Annotated in this window: 18 protein-coding genes; 13 read left to right on the top strand and 5 right to left on the bottom strand. The window is 67.5% G+C overall.

The genetic code is table 11. The features are described from left to right. Positions 1 to 23: 23 nt before the first annotated feature. The gene (locus V5F77_RS03840; protein ID WP_429003995.1) at positions 24 to 722 is read right to left on the bottom strand and encodes a ribonuclease HII; all 699 of its coding nucleotides are present in this window, start codon (positions 720 to 722) and stop codon (positions 24 to 26) included. A 321-nt stretch (positions 723 to 1,043) separates the two neighbouring features. Here V5F77_RS03840 and ypfJ point away from each other — a divergent pair, with 321 nt between their 5' ends. Together ypfJ and moaB are read left to right on the top strand one after the other, a co-directional pair. Then, a complete protein-coding gene (ypfJ, locus tag V5F77_RS03835) occupies positions 1,044 to 1,937 on the top strand; it encodes a KPN_02809 family neutral zinc metallopeptidase (RefSeq protein ID WP_429003994.1) in 894 nt (297 codons plus the stop codon). Then, positions 1,937 to 2,500 carry a molybdenum cofactor biosynthesis protein B gene (gene moaB / locus V5F77_RS03830; RefSeq protein WP_429003993.1) on the top strand — a complete coding sequence of 188 codons (564 nt, stop codon included), beginning with the start codon at positions 1,937 to 1,939 and terminating at the stop codon, positions 2,498 to 2,500. Before ypfJ ends, moaB begins: the two co-directional genes overlap by 1 nt. A 160-nt stretch (positions 2,501 to 2,660) precedes the next feature. Here the strand turns inward: moaB and V5F77_RS03825 are convergent, their stop codons facing one another. Continuing rightward, a complete protein-coding gene (locus V5F77_RS03825) occupies positions 2,661 to 3,461 on the bottom strand; it encodes an HXXEE domain-containing protein (protein WP_429003992.1) in 801 nt (266 codons plus the stop codon). 84 nt (positions 3,462 to 3,545) lie between these two features. Between V5F77_RS03825 and V5F77_RS03820 the strand changes: the two genes are divergently transcribed. The 10 genes from V5F77_RS03820 to V5F77_RS03775 all read left to right on the top strand — a co-directional run bounded on the left by V5F77_RS03820 (position 3,546) and on the right by V5F77_RS03775 (position 13,257). After that, complete coding sequence (locus V5F77_RS03820) at positions 3,546 to 5,153, top strand: acyl-CoA dehydrogenase family protein (protein WP_429003991.1); 1,608 nt, start codon at positions 3,546 to 3,548, stop codon at positions 5,151 to 5,153. A 181-nt stretch (positions 5,154 to 5,334) separates the two neighbouring features. Then, positions 5,335 to 5,616, top strand: a complete 282-nt coding sequence (locus V5F77_RS03815; RefSeq protein ID WP_348844761.1) for an acyl carrier protein — start codon at positions 5,335 to 5,337, stop codon at positions 5,614 to 5,616. A gap of 15 nt (positions 5,617 to 5,631) precedes the next feature. Beyond that, entirely contained in the window at positions 5,632 to 6,105 is a 474-nt protein-coding gene (locus tag V5F77_RS03810; protein WP_429003990.1) for a 3-hydroxyacyl-ACP dehydratase FabZ family protein, read from the top strand. Further along, positions 6,098 to 7,294, top strand: coding sequence for a beta-ketoacyl-ACP synthase (locus V5F77_RS03805; RefSeq protein ID WP_429003989.1), 1,197 nt, complete (start codon positions 6,098 to 6,100; stop codon positions 7,292 to 7,294). Before V5F77_RS03810 ends, V5F77_RS03805 begins: the two co-directional genes overlap by 8 nt. A gap of 195 nt (positions 7,295 to 7,489) precedes the next feature. After that, complete coding sequence (locus V5F77_RS03800; protein ID WP_429003988.1) at positions 7,490 to 8,773, top strand: beta-ketoacyl-ACP synthase; 1,284 nt, start codon at positions 7,490 to 7,492, stop codon at positions 8,771 to 8,773. A gap of 40 nt (positions 8,774 to 8,813) precedes the next feature. After that, the gene (locus tag V5F77_RS03795; protein ID WP_429003987.1) at positions 8,814 to 9,578 is read left to right on the top strand and encodes an SDR family oxidoreductase; all 765 of its coding nucleotides are present in this window, start codon (positions 8,814 to 8,816) and stop codon (positions 9,576 to 9,578) included. Positions 9,579 to 9,592: 14 nt separating this feature from the next. Then, the gene (locus V5F77_RS03790) at positions 9,593 to 10,615 is read left to right on the top strand and encodes a zinc-binding dehydrogenase (RefSeq protein WP_429003986.1); all 1,023 of its coding nucleotides are present in this window, start codon (positions 9,593 to 9,595) and stop codon (positions 10,613 to 10,615) included. A 33-nt stretch (positions 10,616 to 10,648) separates the two neighbouring features. Beyond that, complete coding sequence (locus V5F77_RS03785; protein ID WP_429004040.1) at positions 10,649 to 11,575, top strand: lipid A biosynthesis lauroyl acyltransferase; 927 nt, start codon at positions 10,649 to 10,651, stop codon at positions 11,573 to 11,575. Between the two features lie 95 nt (positions 11,576 to 11,670). Continuing rightward, entirely contained in the window at positions 11,671 to 12,153 is a 483-nt protein-coding gene (gene purE, locus V5F77_RS03780) for a 5-(carboxyamino)imidazole ribonucleotide mutase (protein WP_429003985.1), read from the top strand. A 3-nt stretch (positions 12,154 to 12,156) separates the two neighbouring features. Beyond that, positions 12,157 to 13,257, top strand: coding sequence for a 5-(carboxyamino)imidazole ribonucleotide synthase (locus V5F77_RS03775; protein WP_429003984.1), 1,101 nt, complete (start codon positions 12,157 to 12,159; stop codon positions 13,255 to 13,257). Between the two features lie 36 nt (positions 13,258 to 13,293). On the opposite strand, the gene V5F77_RS03770 is transcribed toward V5F77_RS03775, so the two are convergent. Then, positions 13,294 to 13,890 (bottom strand): TetR family transcriptional regulator, encoded by a 597-nt coding sequence (locus V5F77_RS03770; RefSeq protein ID WP_429003983.1) that lies wholly within the window; start codon positions 13,888 to 13,890, stop codon positions 13,294 to 13,296. Between the two features lie 71 nt (positions 13,891 to 13,961). Here V5F77_RS03770 and V5F77_RS03765 point away from each other — a divergent pair, with 71 nt between their 5' ends. Further along, a complete protein-coding gene (locus V5F77_RS03765) occupies positions 13,962 to 14,456 on the top strand; it encodes a cupin domain-containing protein (protein ID WP_429003982.1) in 495 nt (164 codons plus the stop codon). A gap of 27 nt (positions 14,457 to 14,483) precedes the next feature. Here the strand turns inward: V5F77_RS03765 and V5F77_RS03760 are convergent, their stop codons facing one another. Next, entirely contained in the window at positions 14,484 to 14,879 is a 396-nt protein-coding gene (locus tag V5F77_RS03760) for a DUF983 domain-containing protein (protein WP_429003981.1), read from the bottom strand. Between the two features lie 137 nt (positions 14,880 to 15,016). Next, positions 15,017 to 15,904: a LysR substrate-binding domain-containing protein gene (locus V5F77_RS03755; RefSeq protein WP_429003980.1), complete on the bottom strand. Its 888-nt coding sequence runs from the start codon at positions 15,902 to 15,904 to the stop codon at positions 15,017 to 15,019. Between the last annotated feature and the right edge of the window lie 144 nt (positions 15,905 to 16,048).

Genomic DNA, 16,048 nt, shown 5'->3' with positions numbered 1-16,048 from the left:
CGATTCGCCCTCGCGCCCCGGACCTATTCGGCCGCCACCAGCTCGGCTGGAGCTTCAGGCGTTCCAAACAGCAGCAATTGCTGCTCGCGCACCGGGGCGAACGACTGGCGGTGGTGCCGGCACGGGCCGTGGGTGCGCAGGGCGTTCCCATGTTCCGCCGTGCCATAGCCCATGTGGCGCTGGAATCCGTAGGCGGGAAAAGCAAGGCCGAGGCCGGTCATCAGCCGGTCCCGCGTCACCTTGGCGACGATGGAGGCGGCCGCGATCGAGGCGACAAGCCCGTCGCCGCCGATGATCATTTCCACCATGCAGGATAAAGGCGGGCGATCGTTTCCATCGACAAAGACCAGAGCGGGCGCGCACGGCAGGCCGCGCACGGCATTGGCGAGCGCCCATAATGTCGCCTGGCGGATATTGTCGCGGTCGATCCGCGCGGGCGGCGCGAGGCAAACGGAAACCTCGGCAGTGGCGCAGATTTCGGCGAACAGGCGCTCGCGCACCTCGCGCGTCAGCTTCTTGGAATCGTTGAGCCCCACAGGAATGCGCTTGGGATCCAGCACCACGGCGGCGGCGACCACCGGCCCGGCGAGCGGGCCCCGCCCGGCCTCATCCGCCCCAGCCACCGGTCGGGCGCCGGCCTTGTAGGCGGCGCGCTCGCGCTTGAAATCGAGGCCGGTCTTCGGCTTCGCGTTACGTACCGACCGGGCGGCGGTCACGGCCATGAAAGTGCTCCGACGCGCCGATTCGCAGTGGCGCAGATGGACAAAGGGTGAGGCGCGGAAAAACCGAACGCAAGTCGCAAGCAGGACCGAAAGCGCGCCCAAGACTTTTCCTGAAGGAAAATTTAATCCCGGCAGAGACGCGGTGTCGCAGGCCGGCGCCGGGCGCTGTGGGCGGTTCGCAGAAGGATTTCGCCGCAAAGCTGTGCTTTATGCGGATGGAGATCGAACCGCGCGGGCGCTGAAACGTTGTCTGCGCGGCGGCGGCGATGGGGCCAAGGTCGCGCTCTTTATGCGCGCGCCGGTCGGCAGGAGGTTTTGGGCATGCGGTGGGAGGATTTCCGCTCCAGCGGCAATGTGGAGGACCGGCGCGGCTCGGGTGGTGGCGGCGGATTCCAGATGCCGGGCGGACGCGGCGGAATGGGCATCGGCACCATCATCATCGTCGGGCTGGTGGGCTGGGCGTTGGGAATCAACCCCTTGGTGCTATTGAGCGGTCTCGACGCGATCCAGGGCGGCGGAAGCTCCTCCCAACAGACCGCGCCGTCCCAGACCACGCGCCAGGGGCCGCCGAGCGATGAGCTTGGGCGCTTTGCCGCGGCCGTCCTGGCGCAGACCGAGGATGTGTGGACCGAATTGTTCCGCGCCCAGGGCCGCACCTATGTGGACCCGAAGATGGTGCTGTTCTCCGGCCAGACCCGCTCGGCGTGCGGCGGCGCCTCGGCCGAGATGGGGCCGTTCTATTGCCCGACCGATCAGAAGGTCTATCTCGACCTCACCTTCTTCCAGGAGATGAAGACCCGTTTCAAGGTTCAGGGTGACTTCGCCGCTGCCTATGTGATCGCCCACGAGGTCGGTCATCACGTGCAGAATCTCACCGGCATTCTGCCGAAGATCCAGGCGGCGCAACGCAATGCCGGCTCCAAGGCGGAAGCCAATGCGCTCTCCGTGCGGGCCGAGTTGATGGCCGATTGCCTCGCCGGAGTCTGGGCCTATCACGCCAACGAGCGCTTCCGCATCCTGGAGCCCGGCGACGTGCAGGAGGCGCTGGCCGCCGCGACCGCCATCGGCGACGATCGCCTGCAGCGCCAGTCGCAGGGTGTGGTGGTGCCGGACAGCTTCACCCACGGCACCTCGCAGCAGAGGGTCACGTGGTTCACGCGCGGGCTTAAGAGCGGTTCCATGCAGCAATGCAACACCTTGCAGGGAGCCATCTGATGCCCGGGATCGACGAAGCGCGCCCTTTCGTGGCCTTGAAAATCGCCGTGCTCACAATGTCCGATACCCGCGCCCTCGCCGATGACCGGTCCGGGACGGTGCTGGCGGAGCGGATCGAAGCCGCCGGCCATGTCCTGGCCGACCGACGGATCGTGCCGGACGACGTGGAGGAGATCCGCGCGGTGGTCAAAGGCTGGATCGCCGATCCCGCCATCGATGTGGTGATCACCACCGGCGGCACCGGCTTCACCGGTCGGGACGTGACGCCGGAGGCGATCGAGCCGCTGTTCGAGAAGCGCATGGAAGGCTTTTCCACGGTGTTCCACATGATCTCGTTCGCGAAGATCGGCACCTCCACCTTGCAGAGCCGGGCAACGGCCGGGGTGGCCCATTCCACTTATATCTTCTGCCTGCCGGGATCGCCGGGAGCCTGCAAGGACGGGTGGGACGAGATTCTCGTCAACCAGTTGGACGTCCGGTACCGCCCCTGCAATTTCGTCGAAATCCTGCCGCGCCTGGATGAGCATTTGAAGCGGGCGAAGGCGCAGGGGGCGAGTGTCTAGACACGCGCCAGAAACCCGCCACGGGGCGAAACTCGAAAAAAATGTTTCATGTGAAACATTGTCTTAGCTGAGAAGAACCGGGTGGAACTTGTGTTCCTCCGTGGCTTTGACCCATAAATTCTGCAGTGTTTCGACGAAGTTCTACAACGCGGCGGCCCCCTCACGGACGCCCGGATTCGGCGGCACGGCGGGGCCGGCGCGGGGCGCGCGGCGGGATCGCGGGATTGGGCGATGGGGCGGAGTTGGAGATTGGCCGCGCGGTCGGCCGGGCGGTTCTTCGGGTTCCCACAATCAGGATCGCGGCCGGCAGCGCCGCATTGAGGATCTGGATCGCCACCAGCGGCGCCACGCCCAGGAACCCTCTGAGATAGGCCATGAGCGAGCCCATCAGCACCGCATGGACCAGCACGCCGGCCAGCACCAGCAGCGCCAGCTCGCGCAGCCCGGCGCCATGGCGGCGCACCGCCACCGACAGCGTCCACAGGCACAGCGGCAGGAACAGCACGACCGCCGTGGCAAGACCGGGATTGTAGCGCCGCTCCAGCACCGCCGGGACAATGTGGACAAAGGCGTTCACCAGCGGCACCGACAGGAAGGAGAGCCCGACCAGCGGCCAGCGCCGCGCCACAAGGGCGCTGGCGAACCCGGCGACCCAGACCGCGGACACGTTCACGGCGGTGATGAAGGCGAGCGGGATCGGGCAGGCGACGGCATCGCCATAGCCGAGCGTGGCGCAGAGCGCGCCGCGAAAGGCATAGGGCGCGCCGAACAGGCTCACCCCATGCTCTTCGAACTGGTGCAGCAGATAGGCCGCCACGGTCAGCCAGAGCAGCCATTGCAGATCGAACCAGCGCGAGATCCGCCGGTCGGCCTGAAGGCCGTCGCTGGCGGCCAGCAGACTCAGCAGGGCGCCGGCGGCGCCGAGGCCGATCCAGGGCCAGAGGGTTGCGAACAGGGGCATGGGCGAGCAGCTTAACGGGCACAAAACGCGTGTCCAGCCGAAGGCGCCGCAATGCACCGGGCACGCCGCCTGGGAGGGCGACCCATGAGCGACCCCGTGGCCGAGGACCAGGTCTTCAATCAGCCGCCGCCGTTCGCGGATGTGAATCTCGTCGCCGCCGATACCCCCCTGCGGGAGGCGGCGGGCCTCGTGGAGGGCGAGCTTCTGCCCTTCGGCGCCGATTGGGGATCACAGGACAGTCTCGCCCTCGGCCGGCTGGCCAATGAGAACCCGCCCCGCCTGCGCACCCACGATCCCCAGGGCCGCAGGCTCGATCTGGTGGAATTCCATCCCGCCTACCACGCCTTGATGGCGCGCAGCAGCGCGGCGGGGCTCGGCCATTCCACCTGGGCGGGCGGCAGCCATGTGGCGCGGGCGGCGCGCCTGTTCTTGGTGTCGCAGGTGGAGGCCGGGCATGTGTGCCCGCTCACCATGACCCATGCGGCGCCGGCCGCGCTCGCGGCGGCGCCGGACCTGCTGCGCGAGTGGCTGCCGCGCATCGCCGCCGGCCCCTATGATTCGCGCTTCGTGCCGTTCTGGGAAAAGACCGCCGTCACCCTCGGCATGGGCATGACGGAGAAGCAGGGCGGCACCGACGTGCGCGCCAACATCACCCGCGCCGAGGCGATCGGCGGGACGGAATATGAAATCACCGGTCACAAATGGTTCTTCTCGGCGCCCATGAGCGATGCGTTCCTCGTTCTGGCGCAGGCGAAGGGCGGGCTCACCTGCTTCCTGGTCCCGCGCTTCCGCCCGGACGGGGCGGTGAACGCGCTGCATCTGCAACGGCTGAAGGACAAGCTCGGCAATCGCTCCAACGCCTCCTCGGAGGTTGAGTTCGCCCGCGCCTTCGGCTGGCGCGTCGGGGAAGAGGGGCGCGGCGTACCCACCGTGATCCAGATGGTGCAATTGACGCGGCTCGACTGCGCCGTCTCCTCGGCCGGCCTGATGCGCATGGCGCTCGCCCTGGCGGTGCATCACGCGCGGCACCGCACGGTGTTTCAGAAACGCCTGGTGGACCAGCCCGCCATGACCGCCGTGCTGGCCGACCTTGCGCTTGAAAGCGAGGCCGCCACCGCATTCGCCCTGCGCCTCGCCTTGAGCTTCGACCGCGCCACGCAGGACCCGCTGGAAGCCGCGCGGGCGCGGCTGCTCACGCCGGCGGCCAAGTTCGCCATCTGCAAGGCCGCGCCCGGCTTCATCTATGAGGCGATGGAGGCGCTCGGCGGCAACGCCTATGTGGAGGAAAGCCCCCTGCCGCGCCTCTATCGCGAGGCGCCGGTGAACGCCATCTGGGAGGGCTCCGGCACCGTGATGGCGCTGGACCTGCTGCGCGCCGCCGGGCGCGACAGGGAGGCGGCGAGGGACGTGGTCACCGCGCTGGCCGAGGAGGCGCGCGACCTGCCGGGCGCACGCGAAGCGGCGGGCGAGATCGCCGACTCGCTTAACGTGCCGGATGCGGAAGGCCGCGCCCGGCACGTCGCCGAGCGCCTCTCCACCCTCGCCGCCGCAGCCGCACTCGCGCGCGGAGCGCCTGCAGCGGTGGCCCAGGCTTACGCAGAGACACGCCTTTGCCACCCCCGCAGGCTGTACGGCGCCAATCTGGTCCGCGAACCCGCACTGCTGCTGGCGCGCGCCTTGAGCGAGGGGTGATGCGAAACGCCCCCGCGCCGCCGGTGCCGCGCGGTTCCCATTGAAACCTCAGGCCGCGTTCGCTATAGGGCACTTCGACTATCCGAGGGGCCGCAGAGGCCGAGCCTCGGCCGTGGCCGCTTTTCTCGCCCGCAGCGAGCAGGTGGTGGCCCGGGCGGCCGAGCACAACAGAGGCGAACTCATGTCTTCGACGTTCGATACCGTCGCCAATATCATCGCCGAGACGTGCGACATTCCGCGCGACACCATCACGCCGGAAAGCCATGCCATCGACGATCTGGGTATCGACAGCCTGGACTTCCTCGACATTGCCTTCGCCATCGACAAGGCTTTCGGAATCAAGCTTCCGCTGGAACAGTGGACGCAGGAAGTGAACGACGGCAAGGCCACCACCGAGCAGTATTTCGTGCTCAAGAACCTGTGCGCTCGCATCGACGATCTGGTCGCGGCGAAGACCGCCTGAGGTCGGACGGAGCGAATGCGTCCTGAAGTTTTCAAGATGGTGGACCGGGTCGTCGCGATCGATCCGGGCCTTGAGACCATTCATTGCGAAGGCCTTGTGCCGGAAGAAAGCTCCATCTTCGAGGGGCATTTTCCTGGCCATCCCCTGATGCCCGGCGTGCTGCTGATCGAAGCCATGGCCCAGACCACCGGCTGGCTGGTGCTCGCCCGCAATCGATTCGAGAAGATGCCGTTCCTGGCTACCGTGAAGGAAGCCAAGCTGCGCACCTTCGTCGTGCCCGGGCAAAATCTGGATCTCTATTCCAAGATCCTGCACGAGGGCTCCGGCTTCGTCGTGGCGCAGACCAAATGCACCTGCGAAGGCAAGCCAATCTGCAATGCCGAGCTGGTGTTTCGCGTCCTTCCCTGGCCCGAGGGCCGCATGAAGGATGTGGTGCTCAAGGTGGCGGAACGCGTGGAATTCCCGGTCGCGGATTATGTCGATGCCTGAGCAGAGCCCGAGCGGCAAGCGCGACGTCTGGATTACCGGCATCGGCCTCGTCTCGTCCCTGGGCGAGGGGCCGGAGGCCCATTGGCAGGCGCTCGCGGCCGGCGCCGCGCCGGTCACCGATGCTGAGCGCTTCGCGCCCTATGTGGTGCATCCGCTGGTGAAGGTGAATTACGACAGCCAGATCCCCAAGAAGGGTGATCAGCGGCAGATGGAGCCCTGGCAGCGCATCGGCACCTATGCCGCCGGACTGGCGCTCGACAGCGCCGGCATCGCCAAGAATGCGGACATCCTCGGCGAGACCGACATGATCGTCGCCGCCGGCGGGGGCGAGCGCGACTTCCAGGTGGATGCCGCCATCCTCAACGACATGCTGGTGTCCAACGATACAGGCCGCCTGCTGAACGAGCGCCTGCTGTCGGACCTGCGGCCGACCCTGTCGCTGGCCCAATTGTCCAACCTGCTGGCGGGCAACATCTCCATCGTCCACGGCGTCACCGGCTCGTCGCGCACCTTCATGGGCGAGGAAAGCGCGGGCGTGGATGCGACGCGCATCGCGTTTTCGCGCATCGCCGCGCGGCAGAGCGAGATCGCCTTGGTGGGCGGCGCCTATAATGCCGAGCGCGAGGACATGCTGCTCCTCTATGCGCTCAATGATTTCTGCATGAAGAACGGCTTTCGGCCGATCTTCGGGCCCAATGGCGTGCCGGGCATCCCTTCCGGCTCCATGGGCGCGTTTTTGGTGCTGGAATCGCCGGAGCACGCCACCGCGCGCGGCGCCAAGCCGCTGGCCAAGCTCTCCGGCGTCTGGTCCGAACGGGCGCAGCGCAACGTCGACGGCAGCGTGAGCGAGAAGGTCTCGCAGCTTCTGGCGAAAGCCGGCACGACAGCAGGAACCGCGGTCTTCTCCGGCGCCACCGGCGCACGGGGCGCGACCGAGGCCGAGGCCGAGGCCCTGCGCGCGGCCGGGCTGCCGGTGCGCGCGCTGGCCAATCGCATCGGCCACGGCTTCGAAGCCCAGTTCGCCGCCGGCCTCGCGCTCGCGGCGCTGAGCGTCGAGCACGGCACGCTGTTTCCCGCCTTGGCCGGCGATGGCCTGGAGAACGGCGAAGGCGCGGTCTCCCGTGTCATCGTCACCGCCGTTGGCCATTGGCGCGGCGAAGGCGCGGGACTGGTGGAACGGGTGGGTTGAGCCCTATATCTGCATCTTGACGGCGGACGAGGATCGGCACGGGCGCGGGGCGCGCCGGCAAATCCTTCACCATCCGCCGACGCGGGGGTGAGGCGCGTCGTCCCCCTCCCCTCGCCGCCCCGCCGTCATTTTGCGGATGCGGCTCCAGGACGTGCGGACGGCCACCTTTGGTGCCGTCCTTGGAAGGAGGCGCCCGTGGCGCAGGCATATACGGACAAGTTCGGCCGCCCGATCGTGGTGGTAACCGGCATCGGCATCGTCACCTCGCTCGGACAGGGCAAGGCCGACAATTGGCGCCGCCTCACGGCGGGCGAATCCGGCATCCACACCATCACCCGCTTTCCCCTTGAGGGCATGCGCACCACCATCGCCGGCACCGTGGACTTCCTGTTCGACGGCCGCGTGCCCGCGCCCGACCTGTCCCAGCGCCTCGCCACGCTGGCGGCGGAAGAAGCCATCGCGGAGGCCGGCATCGGCACCAAGGGCAATTTCCCCGGCCCGCTGTTCGCCGCCGTTCCTCCGGTCGAGCTGGAATGGCCGGAGAAGCGCGCGCTGGCGGAAGTCGTGCCCCATAAGCCCCTGGTCTATCACGATCTTCTGGATGCGGCGGAGACGGGCAAATTCTCCGCCTGGCACGAACGCTTCCTGTTCGGCTCGGTGGCCGACCGGCTCGCCGATCATTTCGGCACCCAGGGCCAGCCGATCTCCCTTTCCACCGCCTGCGCCTCCGGCGGCACGGCGATCCAGCTCGGCGTCGAGGCGATCCGGCGCGGGGAATGTGACGTCGCGCTCTCGCTCGGCACCGACGGCTCGGTGCATCCCGAGGCGCTGATCCGCTTCTCCCTGCTCTCGGCGCTGACCACCGCCAACGACAAGCCGGGCGAGGCGGCGCGCCCGTTCGCCAAAAATCGGGACGGCTTCGTGATGGCGGAAGGCGCCGCCGCCCTGGTGCTGGAAAGCCTGGAACATGCCACAGCCCGTGGCGCCAAGATCCTCGGCGTGCTGGAAGGCTGCGGGGAGATGTCCGACAATTTCCACCGCACCCGTTCCAGCCCGGACGGCAAACCCATCATCGGCTGCATGATGAATGCGCTGAAGGATGCCGGCATCACCCCCGGCGACGTGGATTACATCAACGCCCACGGCACCTCGACGCCCGAGAATGACCGGATGGAATATGTCGGCATGAAAGCCGTGTTCGGCGAGGAGGCCCTGGCGGGCATTCCCATCTCGTCCAACAAATCGATGATCGGCCACACCCTGACCGCAGCCGGCGCCATTGAAGCTGCGGTCTCGCTGCTGACCATCGCCAACGGCCGCATCCCGCCGACCATCAATTATAACATCCCCGACCCGGCGATCCCGCTGGACGTGGTGCCGAACGTCGCGCGCGACGCAACGGTGAACCGCGTCATCTCCAATTCCTTCGGCTTCGGCGGGCAGAATGTGTGCCTGGTGCTGACGGGGGAGCCGGCGTGAGGCAGGCTTGCCTACCCTCGCACGCTGAGGCGCCGGCGGCATGAGCCTCGACGGGACCAAGCGCGTTCTCGTCACCGGCGGCGGGCGAGGCCTCGGCGCGGCGATCGTGCGCGCCCTGGCCGGTGCCGGCTATGACGTGACCTTCACCTATCGCAGCGCCGGCCCCGAGGCCGAAACGCTGCTGGAGGAGCTCCGCGCCGCCCATCCCGATGCCGCGATCAGCGCCAAGGCGGTGGATCTGGCGGACCGCGCCGCCGTCGAGGCCCTGGCGCAGGAGATCGAGGCGGACGCGGCCTATTACGGCTTCTGCCACAATGCCGGCGCCGCCTACGACACGCTCGCCGCGATGGTGGACCAGGACAAGGCCGAGCAGGTGATGCAGGTCAATCACCATGCCTTCGTGCGGCTCACGCGGGCGCTGGTGCGCCCCATGATCCGCGCACGGGTGGGCAGGATCGTCGCCATCGGCTCGGTGGCGGCGTTGCAGGCCAACCAGGGCAATGTCGCCTATGCCGCCTCCAAGGCGGCTTTGCTGGCCCATGTGAGGGGCCTCGCCGTGGAGAGCGCCAAGCGCGGCGTCACGGTGAATTATGTCGCCCCCGGCTTCATCGACACGGCCATGCTGGCGAAGTTCGCCGATTACCGCGAGCGCATGGCGGCGCAGATCCCCGCCGGGCGTTTCGCACAGGTGGATGAGGTCGCCGCGCTGGTCGGGTTTCTCTTCTCGCCGGGAGCAAGCTATATCACCGGGGCCGTGATCCCGGTGGATGGGGGCCTCTCGGCCCAGCTTGCCGTCCATCGCTGACCTTCAGGACCAAAATGCGCGCCCTTCAGCTCGTCTCCGACCGCAATCTCCAGATCGTCGACATGCCCGAACCCGACGCCCCCGGCGCGGGCGAGGTGCAGGTCCGCGTCAAGGCGCTCGCCCTCAACCATATCGACGTGTGGGGCTGGCGCGGCATGGCGTTCGCCAAGCGCAAGATGCCGCTGGTGGTGGGCGCGGAAGCCGCCGGTGAAGTGGTGGCGCTGGGCGCCGACGTGCGCGGGCTGAGGGTGGGGCAGACGGTCGCCATGTACGGCGCCATGACCTGCGGCCATTGCAAGCAATGCCTCAAGGGCCGCGACAATCTGTGCGAAAGCGTCGGCGGCGTGCTGGGCTTCCACATCGACGGCTTTGCCCGCGACGTCGTCAACATGCCCGAGCGGCTGGTGATTCCCGCCCCCGAGGGCGTTTCCTTCGAGGAGGCGGGCTGCGCCGGCATCACCTTCTCTACCGTCGAGCATATGCTGTTCGACAATGCCAAGCTGGAAGCGGGTGAGACCGTGCTGGTGCATGCCGGCGGCTCGGGCATCGGCTCCGCCGCCATCCGCCTCGCCAAGGATATCGGCGCCACCGTCATCACCACGGTCGGCGACGACGAGAAGATGGAGAAGGCCAAGGCGCTGGGCGCCGACCATGTGATCAATTATCGCGTCGACCGGTTCGAGCACGAGGTCCGCAAGATCACCAAGAAGGTGGGCGTGGACGTGGTGTTCGAGCATGTGGGCGCCGACACCTGGAACGCCTCGCTGCTGTCCATGAAGCCGGGCGCGCGCCTGGTCACCTGCGGCTCCACCTCGGGGGTGAGCGTGCAGATGAACCTGATGCAGCTGTTCCAGCGCCAATACAAGATTTTCGGCTCGTTCGGCGCCACCATCCGCAACGTGTCCACCGGCCTGGAGAAGATGGGCCGGGGCGTGAAGCCGGTGATCGACACCGTGGTGCCGCTGGAGCGCTTCAACGAGGGCCTGGAGCGCCTGGAGAGCCGCAAGGTGTTCGGCAAGATCGTCGTGCGCTTCTAAAGACCCACCGCGAGGAAACCGGCCGTGTCGCCGCTGAAGATCTTGTGGGGCCGCTTCCTGCGGCGCATTCGCCGCGCGCTTGCCCCCATCGCCGAGAGCATCATCGTCGGCTTCGTGCGGGTGCTGGTGTGGTGGTCCCGCCTTTTTCCCATCTCCTGGTCCTCGGCGGTGGTGAGCACGCTCGCCCGCCTGCTGGGCCCGTTCTTCCTGGTGAGCCGGGTGGCGCGGGACAACCTGCGCCGCGCCTTCCCCCACAAGAGCGACGCCGAGATCCGCCGCATCCTGGATGGGGTGTGGGACAATCTCGGCCGCATGTCGGCGGAATTCGCCCATCTCGACCGGATCTGGGATTACGACCCGGTGCATCCCGGCAACGGACGCATCGAGATCGTCGGCACCGAGGTGATGGCCCGCCTGCGGGACGACGGCAAGCCGGCCCTGTTCTTCACCTCCCACACCGGCAATTGGGAATTGAACGCCATCACCGGCGGCAAGCTCGGGGTGAAGGGGGGCGTGCTGTATCGCGCGCCCAACATCAAGAAGGCGGCCAAGCTGATCGAGGACATGCGGGCGGAAACCATGCCCGGCCTGATCCGCGCCAACCGCAATGCCGGCCGCCAGATGGCGCGCATGCTGGAAGAAGGCCAGCATATCGGCATGCTGGTGGATCAATATTGGGGCCAGGGCGTGAGCGTGGATTTCTTCGGCCGCCCCTGCCCCACCAATCCGACGCTCGCGCGCCTCGCGCGGCAGTTCGAATGCCCGGTGCACGGCATGCGCGTGATCCGCCTGCCCAAGGGGCGGTTCCGCATCGAGATCACCGAAGAGGTCATCCTGCCGCGCGATGCCGATGGGCGTATCGACGTACAGGGGGCCATGCAGGCGGTCACGGATGTGATCGAGGACTGGGTGCGCGAATATCCCGGCCAATGGCTCTGGCTGCACCGGCGCTGGCGATAATGCCTGCGCCGAGGCGGCGTCGCTCGCCCCATGCCCTTGCCCCTCGATCCCTTATCCTATAAAGCCGCGCTTTCCTTTTTTCGGGGATGAACGATATGGGTTCGCGGCCGGTGGCCGTCATCATGGGCAGCCAGTCGGACTGGGAGACCATGCGGCACGCTGTGGAAACGCTCGCAGCACTCGAGATCGGCAATGATGTGCGCATCGTCTCCGCGCACCGCACGCCTGAGCGCATGTTCGCCTTCGCCAAGGGGGCGAAAGCGGAAGGCTTCAAGGTGATCATCGCGGGCGCGGGCGGCGCGGCCCATCTGCCGGGCATGGTGGCGGCGCTGACCCCGCTGCCGGTGTTCGGCGTGCCGGTGGAATCGAAAGCCATGTCGGGCATGGACAGCCTGCATTCCATCGTCCAGATGCCGGCCGGGGTTCCCGTGGGCACGCTCGCCATCGGCAAGGCCGGGGCCACCAACGCCGCCTTGCTCGCCGCCGCCGTACTGGCGCTCAGCGACGAAGCCCTCGCGGCGCGGCTCGATGCCTATCGCGCCGCACGCACCGCCGCAGTCACGGAACGGCCGGTCTGATCCATGCTCAAGCCCGGTTCCACCATCGGCATCCTCGGCGGGGGACAGCTCGGCCGCATGATCGCCCTTTCGGCGGCCCAGCTCGGCCTCAAGACCCAGATCCTGTGCCCCGATACGGACAGCCCCGCCTTTCAGGTGGCCGCCGGCCATATCTGCGCCGGCTATGACGACGAGGCCGCCCTCGCCGAACTGGCGCGGGTGAGCGATGTCGTCACCTATGAATTCGAAAATGTGCCGCTGGCCACCGCCGAATTCCTGGCCGCCCGCGTGCCGGTGCGGCCGGGCACCAAGGCGCTGGCGATCACCCAGGACCGCCTGCTGGAAAAGAGCTTCGTGCGCGACCTCGGCATCGAGACCGCGCCCTTCGCCGCCGTGGACGATTTCGCCGGCCTGGAAGCGGCGGTTGTCGCCATCGGCCTGCCGGCGGTGCTGAAGACCCGCCGCTTCGGCTATGACGGCAAGGGACAGGTGACGCTCCGCCCCGGCGATGATCTGCGCGCCGCCTGGCACGCCATCGGGGCGCAGAGCGCGATCCTGGAAGGCTTCGTCACCTTCGAGCGCGAGGTCTCCGTGATCGCGGCGCGCTGCGTGGACGATGCGTTCGCGGCCTATGACGTGACCGAGAATGTGCACCGCGACCACATTCTGCACACCTCGACCGTGCCCGCCGCCATGACCCGGCAGGCATCGGAGCACGCCCACGCCATCGCCTGCAAGATCGCCGGCGCGCTCTCCTATGTCGGCGTGTTCGCGGTGGAATTGTTCATCACCTCCAGCGCCTCGGGCGAGCGGGTGATCGTCAATGAGATCGCCCCGCGCGTGCACAATTCCGGGCATTGGACGCAGGACGGCGCCGTCACCAGCCAGTTCGAGCAGCATGTGCGCGCCATCGCCGGCTGGCCGCTCGGCGATCCCGCCCGCCTCGGCGAAGTGCAGATGCGGAACCTCATCGGCGCCGACGCGGACGACTGGGCGAAGATCCTGGCGGAGCCGGGCGCCCATCTGCATCTCTATGGCAAGGACGAGGCACGCCCCGGCCGCAAGATGGGCCATGTGAACCGCCTGCGCCTCGACGGCCGCGTCACGCCCGTCCCCAACTGCTGACGTCACGCCCCGCCCGCCGACCTGACGCCGGGGCGGTTATGTCTCGGGCGGCAGGGAGCCCGCCACCAGCAGCCGCGCCATCCAGCGCGCGGTGTCGGTGATCTGCGCGTCGTCGAGGCCGCACACATCCTTCAGGACCACCACCGTTTCGATGCCCGCCAGCAGCGACAGGGCATTCACCAGCCGGGCGAAGGCCAGTGCCGGCATGGCGGCGGCGATGCCGGCCAAAGCGTCCGAGAGCCAGCGCACCCGCCTTCCGCCCCGGCTCGCCCCTTCGCCGGGGGCCGCCAGCGCGAGGTAGCTGCGGAACAGCGCCTCGTGCCGCAGCACCATGGCCAGCACGCTCGCCACCACCTCCTCCGCCTGGCGGGCAGCCGGCAGGGCCGTGAGGCTGGGATCGAGCATCACGCCCTCCATTTCGGCGGCGATGGCATCGAGCAAGGCCTCCTGCGCCAAGGCCTCGGGCGTTGAGAAATAGCGATAGGCCGTGGCGCGCGAAATCGCTGCGGCATCGGCGGCCTCGCCCACGGTGGGGGAGCGGCCCTCGGCCAGGAGACGACGCGCGGCGGCCAGAAGGGCGGCGCGCGTCCGCTGCTTCTGCGCGACCCGTTCGCCGGACGGTTGACGATCCAAATCAAACCTCTTATGAGACGATTGTCTCGTTATGAGATTTTTGTATCAAAATTTGGGAAAGGGCACAAGGCGTGACACTTCTATCTCCAGCCGCGCTTGCCACTGCGGCGCCCCCGCGCGTTGGGTCGTCCATTCATCTGCTCGGCACGATCGTCACCTTCAAAGGCATCGCGGCGCAGACCGAGGGAAACTATTCCCTTGTCGAAGCCGCGACCGCGCCGGGTGCGTTCACGCCGCCTCATGTCCACAGCGAGGACGCGGAGGCGTTTTATGTTCTGGAAGGGGAATACGAGGTGTTCCGCGACGGCGCGACCGCCCGGCATGGACCGGGCTCTTTCGTCTATATGCCGCGCGGCACCGCCCACGGGTTCCGAAATGCCGGGGCCGAAACGGCGCGCATGCTGATCATCAACGTGCCGGGCGGCCTGCACGAGCAATTCTTCCTGGCGGCGGGCGAGCCGGTATCCGGTCCCCTCGCCTTTCCGCCGCCCGCGCCCCCGGACGTGCCGAAGCTGGTGGAAGTCGCGGAGCGCTATGGAATCACTTTGCTGCCGCCTGCCGCATGATGCAGTCAATAAAGCCGCGCAATACGATCACTCGGCAGGCGCCTTGGGCAGCGGGATGAGCCTGCCCTCCTCGGCCTTGTAGAAATATTGGCTGGCCACCAGCCAGCCCTTCAGCGGCCGCAGGGGCGGAATGCAGGTGAGCAGGAGCAGCGGCAGGGTGGTCACCAGATGCACCCAATAGGGCGCCTGATAGACCATTTCCAGCCAGATGGCGAACAGGGTCGAGGGCAGGCAGCCGAAGATGATGACGAAGAAGGCGGGACCGTCGGCGGGATCGGCGAAGGAATAGTCGAGCCCGCAGACCTCGCACTTCGGCGCCAGCGTGAGGAAGCCCTTGAACAAATGCCCCTGCCCGCAGCGCGGGCACCGGCCCCGCAAGCCGGTCTGAAGCGGGGACAGCGGGGGCCAGGATTGGGTGGACATGATTATATCCAGTCATTAAGCCGTACTTGACTGCACATAATATACATTCAATTCACCCGGACAATGAGGGGAGATGTCGCATCATCCCCGGTCACCGCCCGCGTGGCGATCCCTGCATCAACGGAAAAATTGAGGCGTCAGGCCCGCACGCGCGAGCGCTCGGCGCTGACGTTGCGCGCGATGTGGGCGGCGAGATAATCCGCCGCCTGAAGCAGGCCGGGCTGGCGCTCCCAGAGGATCAGATCCACCGAGGGCAGCGCCGGCAGTCCGTCCGCCGCGCCGAGGCGCACCAGCCCGGTGGAGCGCACCGAATCGGCGAGCACGATGATGGCGGCATCCGCCAGCGCCATGGCCTGGAGACCGGCAATGCTTTCCGAGACGCAGGCGATGCGCCAGGGCCGTCCCTGCTCGTTCAGTCCCGCCAGGGCATAATCGCGATAGAGATTGCCCTCCGGCAGCATGGCGAGCGGCAGCGGGTCGTCGAGATGGGCGTTCCCGTCGGCCGCGCCGAGCCAGACCAGCGGCTCCGCCCGCAGAACCGTGCCACGCCCCACGTTCGGCGCCACGCCCGGCATGCGGGTGGCGATCGCGATGTCGATCACGCCATCGCTCATGTCCTGCGCCAATTGCCGCGACAGCGCGCAGCGCACCGTCACCTCCACGCCGGGATAGCTGGCACGGAAGCTCGCCAGGGTCTCGGGCAGCAGGAAGGCGGCATAGAGATCGGGACAGCCGAGCGTGACGCGCCCCTCGATCTCCTCGGCCGCGAGGCGCAGGCACGCCTCCTCATGCATGCGCAGCACGGTGCGCGCGTAGGGCAGCAGCATCTCGCCATGGCGCGACAGCCGCAGGTGCCGCAAATCCGGCTCGAACAAAGCGCGGCCCGCCGCCTCCTCAAGCCGCTTCACCTGCAGGCTGATGGCCGGCTGGGTGCGGTTCAGCTTGCGGGCGACACGGGTCACGCTCTGTTCCTGGACGAGCATCACGAAGGTGCGCAACAGGGTGATTTCGAGGGGACGGGTCATTCTTTGCATAAATATTATTTGGCTTTTCGCAAAGCAATATAAATTTGATTACTTCACTCATCCAGGGTTTAATTTATAACAACTTCGCCAATATTGCTTACCGCATAGGCAACTGCGCAAAATTTGATCTGAATCAAACACCGA

Source organism: Roseixanthobacter psychrophilus (assembly GCF_043195195.1).
Taxonomy (GTDB): domain Bacteria; phylum Pseudomonadota; class Alphaproteobacteria; order Rhizobiales; family Xanthobacteraceae; genus NCEH01.
The sequence above is the reverse complement of the archived record's forward strand: the minus strand, read 5'-3'. Positions and strand labels throughout refer to the sequence as shown.